The sequence below is a fragment of the Nocardia carnea NBRC 14403 genome, from assembly GCF_000308515.1.
Taxonomy (GTDB): Bacteria; Actinomycetota; Actinomycetes; order Mycobacteriales; family Mycobacteriaceae; genus Nocardia; species Nocardia carnea.
This window is the reverse complement of the sequence record NZ_BAFV01000013.1, coordinates 215,968-236,068: the sequence shown is the minus strand read 5'-3', so window position 1 is coordinate 236,068 and position 20,101 is coordinate 215,968. Positions and strand designations below refer to the sequence as shown.

Below are 20,101 nucleotides of genomic sequence, written 5' to 3'. Positions count from 1 at the left end.
AGCCGAGTTCCGGTTGATCCGGATTGTCGAACTGCGGGTTGCCCAGGAGCTCACGGATACCCGCGCGACGTGACACGGCATCGAGCTCTTCGCCGACGGCCTCCGCCCGCGCGCGGCCCGCTTCCACCGCACGGTGGTAGGCAGCTTCGGCTTCGCCGCGCCGCAGACTGTCGATCCGGTCGGCCGTGGGCCGGCCGGCGACGTCGTAACCGGCCGCTGCGAGCTCACGATGGAATTCGGCCTGCCGGGCAAACGCTTCGGCTTCGGCCGCCACCCGCGCCGATACATAATCCGCGCGGTCCATCCCGCGGATCCGGCCGGGCAGCACCTCGAGTTGCCCGCTCACCACCACCTCGGCCAGTGCCGCCGCGCGGACGATGGCGGCCGCCTGACCGATCTGGTCCCGGCTTGCGGTCGCGACGACGATATCCATGGTGGCGCCGTCGAAAACGTCACCGCGACCGGCGAGCTCCGGGTTCGCGTCCAGCCGGATCTGCGCGCCGGCGTCGCGGAGCGCAGCCAGCGCGTGCCGGCCGGCGACCGTGCCGGCCACCAGTTCCAGGACCTCGGTCGCCGCCGGACCGCGCGAAGTGGGGGCCCACCGCTCCGCACCGGCACGAATGAGCTCGAGACCCGCGTCCGTCAGTGGCAGTCCTTCGGCGGGACCGTCCGGTGGCGATGCCGGATACGGTGACCCGCCGGGTGGTTCGGTCGCCCCGCGATCCGCGCTCGCTTCCGGGCCTGCTGCTCGATCCGGTGTGGTGCCGGAGACCGGGTCGTCGTCCCCGGATCGACCGGTGCCGGGTTCCGGCGAGTGCACCGTCCCGCCGTCGGTACCCGCGTCGGCGCGGGACCGGGGTGGATGCAACCGCACCGTTTCAGCGTCGAGATCCATGGGCCCGATGTCCGGCCGAGGTGGCCGCAACTGCACCGTGTCGGTATCCAGCTCCATGGGACCGATCTCGGACGTCTCGCCCGGAGTCGTTTCCGGTTCTCGACCGGCATGCTGGATCAGCAGTTCGTACAGTGCGCGTACCGGGTCCGTGGCGGCCCGCTCACGGCCTTCCCGATCGGTTCCGCCGAGGATGTACTCGGTGAATCCGTCGATGAGCACCGATTCTCCGCGCACATAGCCCCGATGATCGGGGCCGGATGCGGGAAACCGGCCGAACCATTCACCGAAACTCTCGCCCGGAAGCCGGCCGGAACGGATCCCGAGAACCAGCTCGGTGCCGAGCCGGGCTCGTAAACTACCGGCGAAATCGAGCGCTCGGCCGTATTCGCGGACCGTGACGCCGTAGACGGGACGACTCAGGGTGACGGCCGGTAGTTCCCCGGCGTCCACGCGGGAGCGCACCTGTTCGACGAAATCGTCGGATCGGGAGGCATGCCGGTGATCCAGGGTGATGTCCTGAATACGTGGCGGAGCCGAGTTCGTGAAATCGTCCTTCCGGGGCCGGATATCGACGACCCCGTCGTAGGCGGGAATCCCGATCCCGGCCGACCGGATATCGGGCTGCGGGTGCTCGCGGTACATATCGGCGACGCCGCGCGCGAATTCGCGGACTATCTCGTGATCGAGGCCCGCCAGGTCGAAGCCGAAGGTCCGGAATTCCGGATTGCCGGTCGCCGCCCGCATGAGATCACCCAGCTTCGCGCCCACCTCCGCCGGCGCCAGACCGGACCATTCGTCCTGATCCGGCGCACCGAGCGCGGCGGTATCGGCCGGGTCGGCGGGCCGGGTATCACCGTCCGGTACAGGTGCGGATACTTCCCGCCCCGGCCGGTCCGGATCGCCGGTAACCGGCGCGGGCGGATCGAGTGCCGGCGGCAACGACTCCCGCGCCGAGATTTCCCGTCCGCCGTGAGCGAACCGGGCCTGATCCAGCAACCGCCCGAAGGCCGCGCCGGGCGAACTCCGGTCCGCGGCCCGGACCAGGATGTCGTGCAGTTGCACCATATGTGCGTCTGCCGCGTGGCGGCCATGCGTCACAACCTGGTCGAAAGCTTCCTCCAGGGCAAACCTGCTGTCGAACTCCCCGATCTCGAAGACGTGTCCGGAGAACTGCCCCCGCAGCCATTCCTGGTAGTCCTGCCGCGTCGCCTGCTCGCGATGGTGTGCGCGTAAAACGTTGTCGACGAGCCGCTGCACCGTTTCCCCGGCGGTGACATCGAGTGCCCGCGCCCACTGCTGGACGGCACTCGTGTACGCCGGGCGGGAGCGCGCACCCGATTTCGGGCCGTACTCGTACTCGGCCCTCCCGCCGCTATGGACGAACAGCGCGAGATCCTGCGCGGGGCCGATACCGAATCCGATCACCGCGGAGCGGCTCGGTTTGCCGTTCGCGTCCCGCTCCGGATAGGTCTCCGCGTAGCCGTAGTTGTCCCCGAAGACGACACGGTGAATATCGGCCATCGGGTACTTACGCGCCATATCGGTCAGCCCGCGCGCGATTTCCCGCACGATATCCGGATGCAACCCCGCGCTGTCGAATCCGCGTACCGTCAGCTCGTCGTTACCCAGTATCCGGCGCAGTTCGATTTGCAGCCGCTCGCCCACCTGTCCCGGATCGAGGGCATTCCAGTCGTCTCGATGCGGAATCCCGAGCACTTCACCGGAATGTTCCAGACCGATCAGGAGTCGCATATCGGCGTCCGGAACCAGCGCGCGCGCCTCGACACCGTCCTGCAATCCCAGCAGATCGTGCAGCAGCACAAAAGGTTCGTCCACCTGCTCCCGGCCGCGGGCCTCGACCACGGCGAACGCATCGGACAAGAGCACGTCCGGGCGCCGTTCTCTGGCCGGCACACTGGAACTACCGAAGACGTCGAGAGCCGACTGCATCCATCGGTGGAAGGCGAGCCGATGCTGTTCGCCCAGCCGGTTGTACGCGTAGTACTGGGCCAAGGTTTCCTCGACCAGGCCTTCGGCCAGCCGGCCTGTCGCATCATTGAGTGCGTTCGCGAATGCCATCGACGTGTACCAGTGCACCCCGGGTGCCGATCCGCCGCCGCGGAGGGGATCGGATTTCAATACGAGCGATCGGACGGGCGCGCCCGTGCCGGGGTCGGTGCTGAGGAACGATTCGACCGGCCACATTTGCGCGGTGTGCCGGGATATCCACACGCTGTCCACCTCGAGCTGCGGATAGCGCGTCAACAGATCGGCGACCGTCCGGGCGTACTGGCGGGCCTGCTCCACATCCAGCGGTATCGGCGGATAGGCGTCCATCGGAAGCCGTTTGCCGGGATCGTCCGGCACCCAATCGAAACCGTGCACCTCGAAATCCGGTTTCCCGAGCACCTCGCGCACATGGGCACGGAGTTTGTCGCCGATTTCCGCCAGGCTCAGCTCCGACCATTCGTCCTTGATCGGGCCCCCGGGCCCGGCAGGGGGTTCCGGTTCATCGGAGGGTGTCGCAACGTCCGGATCGAGACGGTCCGGGTCCTCCCGGGGCGGTGGCGCGACCACCGGCCGTGGCCGAGCGCCGAGCTGATCCAGCAGCAGCTCGTAGACGAGGCGACGCGGTTCACTCACCGGCGGCCGCTCGTCCGGCGGCAGCATCCGGCTCACCTCGACTTCGCTGAACGCCTCGGCCAGTGTTTCCGCCTGATTCAAGGAGCCGTCGGGCCGTAACCCGTATCCGGGCAGCGTTTCCCGCAGCCAGCGCGGGTGGCCGGCAGCCGAACCGCCCACGACATCGCGGTGGTACAGGGCCAAGGCCACATCGAGCTCGGCCCGCGCGGCCCGGCCGCCCGCGTAATCCACCGCGTGACCGAATTCGTGGACACCGACGGCATATGCCGGCCGGATGAGAACATTGCGGTTGTAGTCCCCGGCATCGACTCGCTCGTGCAACCTCCGCAGCAATCGTTGCGGATCGGCGGCGTACCCCGCGTCGAGCGCGATGGAATCGGACCGGACCAGGCCGGTGGTGCGATCGGTGACCGGCTTGTTCACCGCGATCGAGTTGCCCAGATGTCCGATACCGGCACTACGTAGATCGACCTGCGGATACCGGGTGTACATATCGACGATCGACCGCGCGAATTCCTGTACCACCACCGGGTTCAGGTCCGGTAGACCGAATCCGTACACCTCGAAGGCGTCGTCACCGGTCAGTTCGCGCATCACCTCGCGCAGGCGGAGGCCGGCATCGACCGGGTCGAGACCGGACCACTCGTCGTCCGGTGCGCCGAACTGTTCCGTATCCGGCCGGTTGCCGGGGAGATATTCACTGTCCGGCCGCGCTGTGCCGATGGCTCCGGCGCGGTCGGTGTTCGCGGGTACCGGGTCGTCCGGGCCGAGCAGATCCGGGCGGTCGTTCACTGCATTGTCCGGTCCGGAGCGGGACAGCCGCCCCATGATCCGGCCCAACCGGCCGCGCGGCTTGCCCCGGGAATTCAACTCTGCTGTGGGATCGTTCAGCACCCCGACCATACGTTCGCCGAGACTTTCCGGTGTCGGCGCGGACATGCCTTGGAAGTAGCGGGCCAGGGTTTCCGAGCTACCACCGGTTCCGACCGGCGCCGGAACTCGCCAGCCGCCCCGGCCGTCGGGTTCCAGCATGACCGATATATGACCCGCACCGAACGTTATGACCTCGAGCCGATGGTGGTCGGGCGCCCGCACGACACGGGACAGAATCATCTTCCGGGTCCGTATCCGATGCGCCACGGCCGTCGGATGCGAGGCGTCCGGCGATATACCGTCGGCCAGCGCACGGCGGTGGCCGCGATGGACGAAATCGGAGCGCAGTGTCCCTGCCCGGTTCCAGCCCGGACGCCGGGCACTGCGTTGGTCCTCCTTGGTGTGGAACGCGTCCGGGCCCAATTGCTTCAGCCAGTCGTTGAAGCCGAGATCGGTCTGCCCGGCCTGCCGGTACCGCAGATAGCTGTCCAGCATCAGACCGACGGATTCGCTATTGGTCGGCTGCCGGAACGGCCCCTCGGCCTCGTCGGGCGAAATGTGCTCGGAATTCGGCTCACCGTCAGGGCCCAGGTTCGCGGTTCGATAGTCGAATGCGTGCGAGCCGTCCCACAGCACGTCGGAATACTCGGGGTGGGTCAGCGCCAAATCGGTGAGCGCGGCGAGATGTTCGCCGGGGTGGGCCACGACCCGCAACCACGGCAGGCCGTAGTCGGCCCTCGGCGCATAGCGTGCGATGCGGTCGGTCAATCGCTCCGATGGACCTGTGATCTCTCGTCCGCCGGGGTGTTCCGCGACGATCCGGTCGAGTGCCCGGCGCGCCAGATCGGCATCGGGTTGCCCGGTACGCCCGGCCGTTTCGGTTTCCGGCGCATTGGGCTCGGCTGCGACCCACTTGGGAATGCCCCATTTGCTGCGGTCGGTGTCGTGGACGGAGCGCACCACGTCCATGGCGATCTCGGCGTCGGCGAGCCCGGTTCTGCGTAGATAGTTCTTCAGCGCGTCGATGCCGGCTTCATAGGCGACCCGCTCGGGTGTCTGCGCATCGGCCCGTCTGTCACGTAATGCCTTGGCCAGCGCTTTGTCATAGGCGGCGGTGTAGGCGCGCTCGGCGGGACCGACGGGTACGAACCGGCCGAGATCGCGCAGCATTCGCTGCGCTTCGATCTCTTCGGCGAGGTTGAGTGCCCGCAAGGCCTGATCCCGGGGGTTGTCGCCGGGCCGGGCCCGCGGCGCGGGCGGGTCGGCGGCCAGGCTCGGCGCAATGCCGTGGGCACGGTTCCACGAAGCGGCAAGACGCTCGCTGTCGGTGGCACCGTCGACCAAAGGGCCCTGAGTGGCGAGGTGATCGAGTACGGCGCGGAAGCCCGCACGATGGGCGGCCAAGTAGAAATAGGTGTACGAACCGCCCAATGCCCGGCGGTTGCCGCACACCTTCTCGGCTCGTTTGTGCGCGTCCTTGAACGCGTCGGTGTAGGTCTTCGCCAGCGGATCGGTCAGTTCCGACTTCACCGTGTCCAGTTGCGCGTCGACGAGCGGCCGGAACGACAATGCGTACGCATCGGCCAGCCGCTCCAGCATCACGTGCACGTACTCGTCCCGGGGCAGGTTCATCCGTTCCTGCGCCACATCCACTTTCGCCAGCAGCTCGGCCGTTCGCGCCGCCACGATCAACTCGCGTGCGTGGTGGGCGGGGGAATCGGCCGGGTCGAGGACGACCGTGCGCGTGATCGGATCGTATCCCGCGGCGGGCCCGCGCCGGGCCCTGTCGAACGGCGAACGACTCGTCGCGACGTCGGGGTCTGCGCTCAACCGGATCCGGATGTCGTGATGGTTCAGTGTCTCGGTCACCCAGCGGGGCAGATCCCACAGGAACCCCCGGCTAGGGACGTTCTGCAACTCTTCGACGGCGGCGTTACGCGCTGTGTCCACCTGTTCGTCGAGCGTGCTGCGATCCTGCGCCGACGTGCCCGTATCGGCCATATGCTCGGCGCCGGTATCCCGCGTGACCACGTCCGATGCGGGCCCCACGGGTTCCGGCCGGATAGCGCCGTCGAATACGAAGAGAACTCCGGATTCATCCCGGTGCACGCGGATCGGTTCGTTGCCCGAGCCGGTCGTGTCCGCCAGATCTTGCCGCACCCTCGCGGTGATCTCGCCGAACAGCCGATCACGATCAGCGACTGCCCGGGTATGCCGGTCGGTCAGCTCCTCCAGTACGAGGATGTCGTGCCGGAGCCGGGGGTCATCGATGAGCCGGGCGCGCATATCCAGTTCGTCATAGATCGCACGCCGGGTTCCCGACTCCTGGCCGGGCCGCAGCCCGAGGCGCTCCCGGAGCCGTCCGCCGACCCGATCCCACTCCGCGGCGGTGCGCTGCTCGGCTCGGGTTGCGGCGGCATGATCTCGCACCGAGCGTTCGATATCGCGCGCTACCTCCGCCGAGGAAGGCACGTACTCCCGCATTCCCGTGGGGACCGCTACGTTCCGGAACGCCTCCCACTCCGCACCCGCTTCCGACCGGCCACCGATACCGATCGCCGGATCGTCCGGGTTGTCGAACAGCGGGTTGTCCAGCAGTGCGCGAACACCTGCTGTATGCCCGGCCTCCGAGTCGGCACCGGTGTCACGAGATTCCAGATACGCCTGTTCCACCACGCGCTGGTAGGCCTGCGCTACCTCTCGGCGCCGCAGATCCTCGATCATGTGGATGCCGAGACCACCCGGGTCGTCGTACCCGGCCTCCGCGATTTCCCGGTGGAATTCGGCCTGCCGGGCGAAGGCTTCGGCCTCCGCGGCGACCCGAGCCGCCACATAGGCTTCCCGGTCGAGCTCCCGGATCCGAGTGGGTGTCACCTCGATCCGGCCGCCCTGTACCGCTTCCGCCAGCTCCGCCGCCCGGATGATCGCCCCGGCCTGCGCCATCTGGTCACGACCGGCGGTGACTATCACCACTTCCATCGTCCGGCCGTTGAAATCATCGGGCCGGTCCGGATCCTCCGGGTTCGAGTCGAACCGTATCGTCGCCCCGGCGTCGAGCAGCACCGCAAGCGCGCGTCGCCCGCTCTCTGTGCGCGCCAGCAACTCTCGTACCTCGGCCGCCCCGGAGTCCACAGGGCGTCCGGACCAGAGCGTTTCGCCGGCGCGCACGGATTCGAGCTCTGCCCCGCGCTGTTCGTGGTCGCGCTCTTCCGGGCCCGGCTCGGGATCCCCGAGCGAATCGGAACGGTCACTGTGCACAGTGGTTTCGGCACCGGACGGCTCCGCCGCCGGCCGCTCCGGATGCTCGGGCGCTGTCCGATCGCGACCGGCGGGTTCGATTCCCAGGTCGGCCGGCCGCACCCGGCCGCCGGTATCGACGGTGTCGTAGTAGTTGTCGACCGCCGCGCGCAGCAACGCCCCGTACACGATGCGGGCGGGCTCGGTGGCGTCCGCTCCGTTGACGACCACATCGAGAACCGCGTCGGCGAGCATCTCGGTCTGGTTCAGATCACCACGCGCGGTGAAGCTGTAACCACTGAGCTGGTTCAGCCATACACTGAAATGATCGGGATCGAAACTGCCCGTCAGCTCCGTGTAGTAGTCGACCAGCAGGTCTTCGACGCTGCCCCGGGCACGCATGCTCCCGGCGAAGTCCAGGGCGTGGCCCAGCTCGTGGATGGTGGTCGCGAAAGCCGGGCGCCGCGCCGAATTACGCGGTGCGAACAAGCTGTTCTCCGAGCGGCGCCGGGATGCGTAGAACTCGCCGGGATTACGTAACAGCCGTTCGTTCAAGGTGATCGAGCCGGTAACGAATCGATCGATATCGTCCGGGTCGAAGTCGTAAGAGGCCAACCCCCTCGCGTGCTCCTCGTCGTCGGTCGGCGCTATCCGCAGACTGTGCACGTCCAGCATCGGAAACTGCGACATCATCAGGTCGACGGCGCGCGCAACCTCCCGCACCAGCGTCAGATCCAGAGGCGGCACCGCGGGATCGGCCGGGTCCGTGAATCCGGTGATCTCGCGGAACGGATACCGATCCCGCAGGGTCGCGACGATTTCTTCCAGGCCCATCCGGGACCATTCGTCGGTACCGGGTATATCGCGCAGTTCGGCGGCGGACCGCACCCGGAGATCGGCCGGCGGTTCTCGGTCCGGTAACCGGTGGCTGTCGGCGGCGAACCGGCCGCTGCGGAACCGCTCCCGGATACCCGATCCGAAATCCTGGAAGTCGTCGGCAAGCAATCCTGCGACACCGCGGTTCTCGGTGCGCTCGACCGCCGCCAGCAGAGTGTCGTAGATCAAACCCACCACGGCATCGACATTGTCCCGGCCCACGGTCTGCACATGCTGAAATGCCTCCGCCAGCGCCTCGGTCGGGTTGAGCCGGCCGTCCTTGTGAATGCTGTACCCGCTGAGGTTTTCGGCCAGCCAGCGCAGATATCCTTCGGCAGTCTGCTCGCCGAGCTCGTTCGCCGCGTAGTACTCCAGCAGCACCTGGTCCAGCGTGCGCCTCGCCTGCCGCATACCGGCGTTGTCGAGCACATGCCCGAATTCGTGCAGAATCGTCGTGTAGACGGGGCGATCCCGCGAGCTGCCGTAATGGAACCCGGTGTCGTCCGCCGTACTGACCAGGTAAGCCACAGGATCCTTCGCCCAGCGGTTGCCGAACGCGACCGAAGCGGTCGAGTATCCGCGGCGGCCGAATCCCCCCGCCGACGAGGCCACGGCCCAAGCTGTTCTTCCCAGGTCCGCGAATTGGACCGCCCTGAGAATCGGCTGTGGGAACTGGGCCGAAATATCGGTGATCGCGCGCGCAAATTCCCGGGCGATCTCCGGCTGCACCTTGTCGGAGAACCCGTACACCCGGAACCGGCGGTTGCCGGTGAGCTGCCGCATCACCTCCTGCAACCGCTCGCCGACCTCGACCGCGGACAATCGCGACCACCCGTCGAGTGGTGCCCTGAACATCAGGGCGAACGCCAACTCGGCCGGCCGTTCGTCGGACAGCTCATCCCCGGCGGGGAGCCTGGGTTCGACACCGTCCTGAGCGAGCAGCAGATCGTAGAGCACCCGTGCCTGATCGGTGACATTGTCCCGGCCCCGGAGTACGACCTCGGCGAACGCTTCCGCCAGCACCCGACCGGGATAATTCTCGGCTCGAGAACCGGGAGTGGCGGCCTGGGTATCGACCCAATCGCGGTAGGCGAGGCGGTCTCCTGCCTTTTCCGCATAGGTCACGAAATGCCTGATTCGCAAACTGTCGACGAGCCGGGAAGCTTCGTGCCCGGTCGCCTCGTCCACCGCCCGGCCGAATGCCTGAACGGCCTCCGCGTACGCGGGGCGTTCACCCATACCCGCGTGCGGTGTGCCGGCTTCGCCCGCACGGTCCGTGCCCCACTCGGACCCGCGCGCGAATTCGGATCCGAGGCGAACAGCGGGGTACCGGTCAACCGTCCCGGGATAGCCGTCGGCCTCGAGAAGACCGTCCCGGGATCCCGGTCCGGGTTCGACGGTGTCGATCAGCTCGACCGCCCCGACCCGCACTTGCGGGAAACGGCCGAACATATCGACCATCGCCCGCGCATAGTCATGCAGCACATCGACACCCAGACCGGAGTTCGCGAACCCGGACACCGAGAATTCCGGATCACCGGTGGCCTCGCGCAGTACCTCACGCAGACGCTCACCCACCTCCGCGGGCCCGAGGCCGGACCACTGGTCGGTGGCGGTACCGGGATCGTCCAGGAGATCGGGCCGATCCGAATTCTCGGCTCGTGGCGGGGGTCCGTTCTCCGTTGCGGCAGGGAGGTAGGACAGCAACAGGTCATAGATCATCTGCCGCGGCGGCGAGAGCGCCGGCCGCTCCGGTTCCGGGAGCAACGCGGCCAGCTCGGCCTCCGCGAATGCCTCGGCAATCGCTTCGGCCTCGAAGAGTTTGCCGTCTTGCTTGTGGAAGCTGTACCCGGCCAGTTCGCGATGCATCCAGTTCTGGAACTCTGCCGCGGGCCCGCCGACTTCATGTGCGTAGTACTGGAGCAGTGCGTATTCGACGGCCCACCGGGCATCTTGGCGGCCCGCGTAGTCGACTGCGTGACCGAACTCGTGGGCGATCACCCCGAAGGCGGGCCGGATGAGCACGTTCGGGTTGTAGAACCCCATTTCGGCACAGGTGTGTACCGCTTCCAGCAAGCGATCGAGATTACGCGCGAACTTCAGGTTCAGACTGATCGAATCGGCCCGTACCTCCCCGGTCGCGGGGTCGGTGACGGGTTTGGCAGACGCGATCGCGCTACCGATATCGGCGATCCCGACACTGCGCAGATCGACCTGCGGATAACGCCGCTGCAAATCGAGGATCGACCGGGCGAACTCTTGTACCACAGTCGGATTCAGCTCCGACAGACCGAACCCGTACACCTCGAAATCGGGATTGCCGGTCAGCTCCCGCATCTCCTCGCGTAGCTGCCGCCCCACGTCCACCGGATCGAGTCCGGACCACCTGTCGGTCGGGGCGGCCAGCCACTCGGCGTCCGAATCGCTGTCGGCCGGACCGTCCGGATCAGGCGCCGTGTTGTCGGGACGCGCCGTCAACCGGTCGGCCCCATCGGGAACCTCGACCCGGCGGAAGGTGTCGGTCCGGCGTGCACCTTCGGGACCGACCCGCGCGGGCGTGTCCGGCGTGACCGGATCCCGGTCCCCGGTCCGCGGCGCACCCTCCGCATCGCGTGACCGTTCCGGCCCGCTCCGAACCTCGGCGGCTCCCGGCGCCGCGGGGGGTTGCGACCCCGGCCGATCCGGGCGCGGGCCGCCCGCCGGTTCGGGACCGTCACCGGACGGCGGGCTCGGTGGCCGGCCACCGACGGTATCCCACCACATATCGGCGTTGGCCCGGTGCTGGCCGGCATTCCATTCCGCCTGCACGGCTCGGTCTCGATAGGACTCGGCCTCGTCGAACGAACCGGCGGCCTCGAGATCCTCGGCCAATCCGCGCAGATGGTCGGCCCGGTTCTGCTCCAGATCCGCGCGGCTGTCGGAAATCCCCGCCCGCAACCGCGCGGTGAACTCACTCGGTGACTCCTGCCGCAATGGAGTTCCCCCCGCGTCCGGCACATCCGGTTCGCCGACGGCTTGTGGCGGCGCGGCGGGAAGTTCGGACTCCGACCGGGCCTCCGGCTCGTCGATTGTCCTGCCCCTCGGTGCGCCCTCACGTGTGGAACCTGGCTCCGACCGGGGCGCCAGAGTGCCGGTACCGGGCGCCCCGGTATCCCGGCGGGGCGGCAGCACCGGGTCCCGGAGCGGCGGCGCATAAGGCACCCCGGCCCGGGGACCGGTCAGTGGCGGTCGCCGGTCGTCCCAGTGCGGGCCTTCCATCCGTGATACCAGTGCTACGACATCCTCCCAGGTCGCCTGGTATCCGGTTTGGTTGTTCAGATGGTCCAGCATCCGGTGCCACGACCACGCGTCGCGGATGAGCAGCAGATCCTCGGAGTCCGGCGCACCGTCGATCAGCCGCTGCCAGGCTTCGGCGATATGCGGTAGCTGTGGCAGCCCACGCCGGATCTCCGCACCGGAGTCGAGATCATCCATCAGGATGTCGCCGCGGCGCATCAAGAGATCCTTGACCGCACCCACATCACCCGGCGTCAACTCCGGCACCGACGAACCCACCAGATCCGTGAACGGGACCGCTACTTCGGTATCGTTCCCGGCCGGTCGATCGGGGTGGGGAAGGCGCAGCGTCGAATTCAGTATTTCGTCGGTGCTGCGCCCGGCACCCAGCCGGTCGAGCAACTGTTCGACGACAATGCGCCGAACCTCCGGATCGCCGGGGACGAGGCGATAGCCCAGATCGGTGTGGAGCCGATCGATCGCAGTCCCCAGGTCGACGAGTTGCGCGTCGATATCACCGCGCGGGTCGACCTCCGTGCGCGGCAGTACTTCTCGACGAATCCGGTCGAGAATATTGCGGGCGTTGTCCTGGACCTCCTGTTCCCGTCGACTGTTCAGCAGGTCGGCGATTCGCGCGATATCGGAGTCGTCGGCGCGGAATCGGGCGTACTGGTCGTCGGCCCATCTCTGAACCCGGGCCCACTCGGCCCGGCGTTGCCTGTCTCGGTCGGCCAGGTGCTCCGGGGCCTCGTAGGACGATTGCAGCGGTTCGGCCGACGGGACGAGCGGCTGCACGTCCGGAGGTGACGACCGGAACCACGGGTGCCCCTCGAAGCGCGGTCGCAGCCGCGTCGGATTATCCGGATCGCCGTACCAGGTCCAGCCGGAGAGCTTGGCGACCTCGACGAACACTCGCATGACATTGCTCGCCGCATCCGCGAACGGAAGTTCGTAGGTGGGCATGTCTTTACCGGTCACCGGGTTGGGACCACCGACGATATGCGGTAGCAGATCGACGTTCACACCCTCCGGATGCGGCCCCCCGGGCTTGGCCGGGGCCGCATCCGCGAAACTGTCGACAACGGCCGCCTGCACCCGGTCCACCGCCCAGGCGCTGACACCTTCGGGAAGATCCCGATCTTTGTAGCCACCCTCGTCCGGTGTTGTGCCCTGCCGGTTGTAGGTCCAGTCGAGCCGGTTGGGATCGACCGTCCGCCATATGCCGTCCCGGCCGCGCCAGCGCACCGTGTCCCGGTCCGCGGCCGGGTGATCCGCGGGCAGCACGGGCGGCCGCCGTTGTACCTGCGGCCCCTCCGGCCCCGGCTCGACCCGCCAGTCCCCGACCCGGCCCGAATGCACGCGGCGGTATTCGATGGTGGCGTTCGGATTCATCATTGCCCGCACTACCTCGGGCGAGGTGTGCAACGCATGCTCGAGCGCGGCCTCGTAGTCGGTCAGCCCGGACCCGGGCAGATACCCGAGTGGCTCCCGGGGACCGTAGACGATGGTCCGCGGAGCCTCCCCGTCGATCACACCGACCCGGTCGGTCACCATCCGGCCGCCCGAGGCCTCGATATCGCGGAGCCCGGCACCGGACAGTTGCGCCATGGCATCCTGGATCCGGCCGATCCGGTTATGCGCCTCGTTCACCTCTCGGGCCGCGGCCGCGAGCGCATCGATATCTTCTGTTCGGTCCGGGAACGCTGCGCGCAACCCGTCGATCGTATCGGCCAGCCGCGGCGGTGCCAGGGCATCGTCGTTCACGATGCCGTCTTCGACCAGGCCGAATCGCCGGGCCAGTTCCTGTCGGATATGCCGATGCGGTTTCACCCGGCCCAGCTCGTCCGCGCGCCGCACGGCAAGCCGATCCTGTAGCGGGCCCACTTCTTCCAGTGGACGCCGTTCGACCGCGCCGCTGTTCTCCAGGATCTGGATTTCCCGATCGGTCCTGCCCAGCGCATCTCGATAGGCCAGGGTCTGCCGGGCCGCCGCCTCGAGCCGGTGCAGTTCACGCATCCGGCGGTCGCGTTCGTCGGGCGCCAACGATTCGCTGTACCGCCGGAATCCGTCACCGTCGCCGCTGGGCGCGATATCGGTGGTCCGACTGGTCGCCCGGTGCTGTAGTTCGGCCAAGGTGCGAGACAGCGACTCCCGGCTGCCGAACGCCTCGTCGGGTCTGCCGATATCCATCCAGCCCTGCACCCGGCCGTCGCGTTTACCGCGCCAGAACTCCGCCTCCCTCGCCTGGTTGTTCCGTTGCTGGATCAACCTGTCGTATTCGGCATTCGCCCAGGCACTTCCAGCGGCCACGGGATCCGGTTCGCCGGGTGTGCCCGGTTCGTCGGTGGAGTCACGGCCGGCATCCGAACCGCCGGGTTCGACCGGGCCGAGACCGCGTGTGGCCGGACCGGGCCTGCCATGCTCCGGAGTGCCGAAGCGGGCCGGTGTGTTCTCGTCCGCAGTCCGGACCAGCAAGTTGTGGATCAACCCGACGGGGCCCGCCGGGTCCGGCGGCGGAGTTCCCCGCGGGCCGAACCGGCTCATCGTCGCGGCAAGGAAGGCTTCCGCGAGCGCTTCGGCAGGATTCACATGCCCGGCGGGATGGAAACTGTAGCCGCTGAGCGCTTTGCGCAACCACGCCAGATAGTCGTCGACGCTCGCGGTGTCCGGATTGCGCTGGTAGAACTCCCGCAGCAGATGGCCGGTGACCTCACGGCGCGCGGCGTGGTCACCGGCAGCGTCGAGTACATGGCCGAACTCGTGCACCGCCCGCGCATACGCGGGACGGTGCCGCACCCCGTCCGGGAACCATCCGGAATCGGCATTCGCCTCGGTGAAGCGGCGGACCTCCGCGGGATCGCGTGCCATGGCCGGGTTGAAATCGATGCTGCTCGCCCGCCGGACGCCGTCGACGGGCACCCACCAGGTGCGGCCGAAAACCGTCTCCGGGAGACCGTCACGGAAGCGCACCGAATCGAGCTGAGCCGACGGATACTCGGTGAACATATCCACCAGTGCCCTGGCGTATTCGCGGACGACCTCCGGATGCAGTTCCCGACGGTCGAATCCGAGGGCCTCGAAGCGAGGGTTACCGGTGATCGCCCGCAGTTCGTCCTGCAACCGCCGGCCGACTTCCGCCGCGGACAGAGTCGACCAGACGTCGTCGTCCGGTGCGCCCAGTAGTTCGGTATCCGGTGGGCGATCGGTCCCGTCCACGGTCGGCAACGGCTGGGTATCGGCAGTGGTCGGTGCGGGCTGCGGGTTATCGGTTCGCGGCGACGGCTGGGTATCTCCGACCACCGGCAGCGGCCGGGTATCGGCAGCACTCGGCAACGGTGGTGCGTCGGGGGTCGCCGACGGCGACCGGGTTCCGTCCACTCGCGGAATCGGCTGCGTATCACCGATGGACGCGGGTGGGTCACCGGCCTTCGGCGCCGGCTGCCGGTTGCCGGCCACTCCATGCGGCTGATCCTCGTCCGCCGAACGCCCCCGGTCGTGACCGGCATCGTCCCCCGGGTTCCTGCCACCATCGAGGTCCCCGTCGGAATACAGGTTCCCGACGCCGCCGATCATATCGATGCGAACCGGCGCACCGTCGCGGGTGAGATCGAAGTGGCGAACCGTGATATCGCCGTTCGCCGCGGTCCGCACCTGGTGGTATTCGATCTGCAGCGTTCCGTCACGATGAGCGGCCAGCAGTTCGTCGCGAGCGCGGATGAGCGCACGGCCCGGCGCGCTGTCGGGGTCGATACCGCGGGCTCGCATCTGCTCCGGGCTCTCGGTGAGTACGGTCGCGAGATTCTTGTCCATGGCGAGGGTCCGGCGCAGATACTCCGGTGATCCCTGTTGTGCCGCGGAGACCCTGGATCCCCCCAACGTCGACCCGACGCCTTTGGCTTCGACGACCAGTAGTTTCGGCGGCGCGCCGTCGGTCCCGGGCACCAGAACGGCAATGTCGACGACGTTCTTCGCGCTGCTCCCGCCCTCGTACGGCGACAGCTGGACAGCATCGGGATGCAGTTCCGGGTCCAGCGCGTAGGCCAGCCCGCCCAGTTCTCCGAGCCGCTGCGAGGTGGCGACCTCCTGCCGGACCAGATCGTGGTACTGCCCGGCGTGGGAACGGAAATCGTCCAGGAGTGCGAGCCGCTCCTGCCGCTCGTCCTCGCTCAGGCTCTCGTCGTAGAGCGCAACCTCTTCTTCGCGCGCGATCTCCCCTTCGAGCTTGTTCGGGGTGAGATACCGGAGATCGGTCAGATCGGCGCGCGCGACGATCCCGGCGTCGACCGCCAGCAGCGCGAGGTTCTGGGCCAGCCGGTCGCGCCGGGCCTGCTGATCGAGCCGGGTTGCCGATACCTCGGCCAATTGCTGAGCCGCCGGTCCGGGGGCGAGGAGGTACGGCGTGGCTTCACCGAGCTGGGCACGGTGCTGGTATCCGTGGCCGGTGAGCGGATCGGGCACCCATCCGTGCTGGTCGCGCAACCGGAAGTCTTGGTCGCGATAAGTATTCGGCGGGTCGTCGCGATGGTGCAACCGCCCCTCGGAATCACGGTGGACAGATTCTCCGCCGTCCACGCCGGAACGCGGTTCGCCGCCGGATTCGTCCCGCCGTCCCGAAGCAGGTTCGCCGCCGGGCTGGTTCCGGCCGTTGTCGACACCGAATTCCGGCGGCCGGCGGACCCCGGCCCCATTCTCGCCCGCACGATCCGGGGTCCGGTCCTGCCCCTGGGGCATGGGGGCCTCGTCCTCGTCCCCCGCGGCCTGGCTGTCCTCGTCTCGGCCGGCAAGCGCATCTTCATCCCGAGCTGCGGGCCCGCCCTCATCGAGCCCATCGTGATCACGGCCTGCCGGCTCGTCCTCATCGCGCCGCGACGACTCCCCCTCGTCACGAAGCACCGGTTCGCTCTCGTCACGACCGGTGGACTCGTCCTCGCCACGATCCGTATCGTCGGTCTCACCCCGGTTCGCCGGTTCGTCCTCATCGGGCGCTGCCCGCTCGTCGTCGCGGGGCCAGTCCGAAACTCGCGTTTTCGGCGTGCGCCGCGCCTCCTCCCAATGGTTGTCGGCGGTGGTGCGGTGTTCTTCGGCCAACCGGTCGGCCTCGTCGGCGCGATCGCGGAGCATATCGCCGAGGCCGGCTGGTCCGTTCTCGGCGAAGCCGTCCGCCGCCAGCCGCAGGACCTGCGCGCGCCGCCGTTCCAGCAGCGATTGCAGATCGGCGTTCTCGGCTTCCCGGCGCGCCGTGTACTGCTCCTCGGATTCCCGGCGGCCCTGCCGGTTCGCCCGGTAGTCATCCTGGTTGTGCCGCAGATACTCCTCGACCGACGGCCGGACCCGTGCATCGTTCCCGGAGGGCGGTACCACCCGGCCGGCCCCGTCCAGGATCGTCGCGGACACCTTCCGGACCTCCGCCGGAGCATCCGGCGGGTAGCCCCGGGTCGGCGGCGCCGCCGTCGGATCAGAGATCACGATCCGGTATTCACCGGTCAGCGGATCGGCCGCCACCCGCATCGAATAGGCGTGCGATCCCACGCCGTGCTCGTCGACGGGCCCGGCATAGCTGTCGATCACGAACGCGCGGGGTCCGTGGCCCGCGAGCACCAGCTCCGGCGGCATCTGCGCGGCCCGCCGCAGCAATTCGCCGGCCACCGCCTGATGCCGGGGAAGGTCCCCCTCCGGAGCCGGGTAGTCGTAGAGCTTGCCGCCGAGAGCGTCCTCGATGTCGGAACGGCTCATACCGCGCGGCCCGACCGGCTCCTCCGGGGGCGTGATCCGGGTGCTGCCGGTCTCGTCTTGGAGCTGGGCCAAGGTGAGACGCGCACATTCCCCGCGGTTTCGGGGCTCCGAGGCCCCCTCGGGCTCGTCCGGGTCCCGGGTCCGGATGTCGTCGGAATCGTCGGGCGAAGGGGCGAGGTCGTCCGGGTCGTCGGGGTCCGGACGATCGTCGGTGTCCGCGGGCTCCCGGCCCGGGTTGTCCTCGGATTCGCCGGGCCGAATGTCGCGACGCAAGCCACGGGACTCCGGATCACGTGGTGCACTGCGCGTTCCGACGTCTCGCGAAGCCGGATCGCCGAGATCACCCGCGGGCAGCGGAAGCGGCAGCACATCTTCCGGGCCGATCCGGCCGTCACCGATATCGCCCGGGACCCGGCCGCCCGGTGGTTCCTGCCGGTCAGCGGCCGGCGGAGTATCCGCCGAATCGGGGACGGAGACACCGGTCCGGCCGGCGCGTATACCTTCCGTGCCCGGATAAGGCCTGCGGTCACCTGTTCCAGCCCGGTCACCGGAACCCGCTCGATCAGCGACTCCGGCACGCTCGGCAGTCCGCGCGCGCGAACCGGCCTCGCCGGAGCCCGGCGCCGACCGGGAATCACCCGGCGCCCCGGGCTGCGCCCGCGAATCGCTACCACTGCTCGAGGCGGGTGACGAACCGGACGCCGCCGGGCTGGAACCGGGTGTGGCACCGGAAGCGGCCCCCGGGGCGGGCGCAGCTCCGGGTACACCTGCCGCCTGCGGTGCGGCGACGCCCGCCACCGGACCCGTTACCGGGGCGCCGACAATGGCGCCGGGTGCGCCGGCTCGGTCGGTCCCTACCGATGGATCCCCGGTTCCGGTGACCCCGTCGCCGGGCGTACGACCGGAGTGCTGCGCGTCATCAGCGCCGGAATCCTGCCGCTCACCAGTGCTATCCGCGTCTCCGGAGCGGTCGCCCGCCGAATCCGACCCGGAATCCGCGACGGGGCCGGTGGATTCCTCACTCCCGGCCCGGTCCGCGATACCGGCACCGGATTCGGACCGGTCGGCGCCACCGGTCGATTCCGGGGCCGCACCCGAATCCGCGGAATCCTCGCCGCGCGACGTCCGACCGTTGTCGTTCGACGGCGAGTCCGATGCCGCCGGACCCTGATCGGATTCGCCACGTCCCGCGCCGTCCCCGCCACTGTCGCTCGACGAATCGCCGGTGACACCCGCCGGGTGACTGCTGCGCTCGCCGGTGTCGTTGATCGAACCGCGGTCGGAGGTAGAGCTCCCGTCGGCCGAAGAGCTGTTGTTCGGCGAGGAACTACCGTCCGTCGACGAACCACCGTTGCTCACAGAGTCGCCCGCGACCCCGGCACCGTCGGAACCACCCGGTGTCCGCGCCGGACTGCTGCTCTGCGAACCATCGCTCCCCGGACCGGAACCGTCTGCACCCCCGGGTAATCCGGTGCCGGGGTCGAAACCGGTCCGCGAATCCGGCCCGCCCACCACCGCGTTCATCCGGTCCATGAAGGTCCGGTCGCCCCAGGTGTCGCGATAGTTCTGGCTGTGCACACCCCAGCCGTTCTTGGCGGCCAACGCGTTCATACCGCCTTTGCCGCCACCGGTGAGGGCCCCGTTGGTCGCGCCGGAAACCAGTGCCAGCGGTCCGAACTGCTGCGGCAGCGACGACATCGTCTGGTCCATCGCCGTATCGAAATCTCCGGTCTGGTACCAGATGACCGCGAACTGCGTCGGTATGGCGGCGAGAGTTCCTGCCAGCCCCCCGACGAGTCCGGCACCGGCGCCGGTGACGATCCCGTTCGCGGTCTGACGCAGTACGCCCGCGCCCTCGCGGGACAGTGCGTTGCCGATCACGTCACCCACCGGCCCGGCGGCGGCGCCACCGGCGGCGGAGCTCACTGCGGCGATAGCGATCTGGCCCAGATCGAAATCCGGGCGATGTCCCTCTTTGATCTGCCAGCCCTGGATCCCGACTTCCTGAAGGGTGCCGAGAACGGTATCGATTGCCATATGGCGCAGCAGGAATTTGACGAACCGGTTGCTCGCGTACCGCAGGATCGCCTGGACGACCCGCTGCAGCAGGCCGCGCACCACGAGCCGGGTGACCGCGATGGCCGCGGCCTGAACGGCCGGAGCGGTGGGCGGGAAGATCAACGCCGCAGCCAGTTCCGCCGCCAGCAGACCCAGCGACGAGAGATACATCAGCTTGGTGTATTCGATCTCCGTGCCGGTGTTGTACGCCGCATCCCCGAGCGCCCGGAAGTTGTCGGCCAGCTTCGGCACGGATTGATCGGTATCGGATCCGTCACCGGAGATGAGGCTGTCGAAAGCCTTGATCATCTCCTCGACGCCGTCACCCTCTGGATAGGCGTGCAGTGAGGCTCGTTTGGCCTCGATGATGTCGGCGACGATATCGTCGAGTGAACCCCCCGCGTCCCGCCAGTCTCCCCCCAGGCCCCACATCTCGTCTTCGTTGCCCTCGGGCCATTCCACGCCCGCGAGCCATGCGAGATTCTGCGCCCAACCCGGGATGTCGATCAT

The 20,101-nt window shown here is 68.5% G+C and carries 1 protein-coding gene (cut by a window edge); it reads right to left on the bottom strand.

Annotated elements, in window-relative coordinates:
* Positions 1 to 20,101 carry part of the coding region annotated (locus ON22_RS36515; RefSeq protein ID WP_043739811.1) for a WXG100-like domain-containing protein on the bottom strand (this coding region is incomplete at its 3' end). Its footprint begins 16,016 nt before the window's first position, so 20,101 of the 36,117 annotated nt are shown.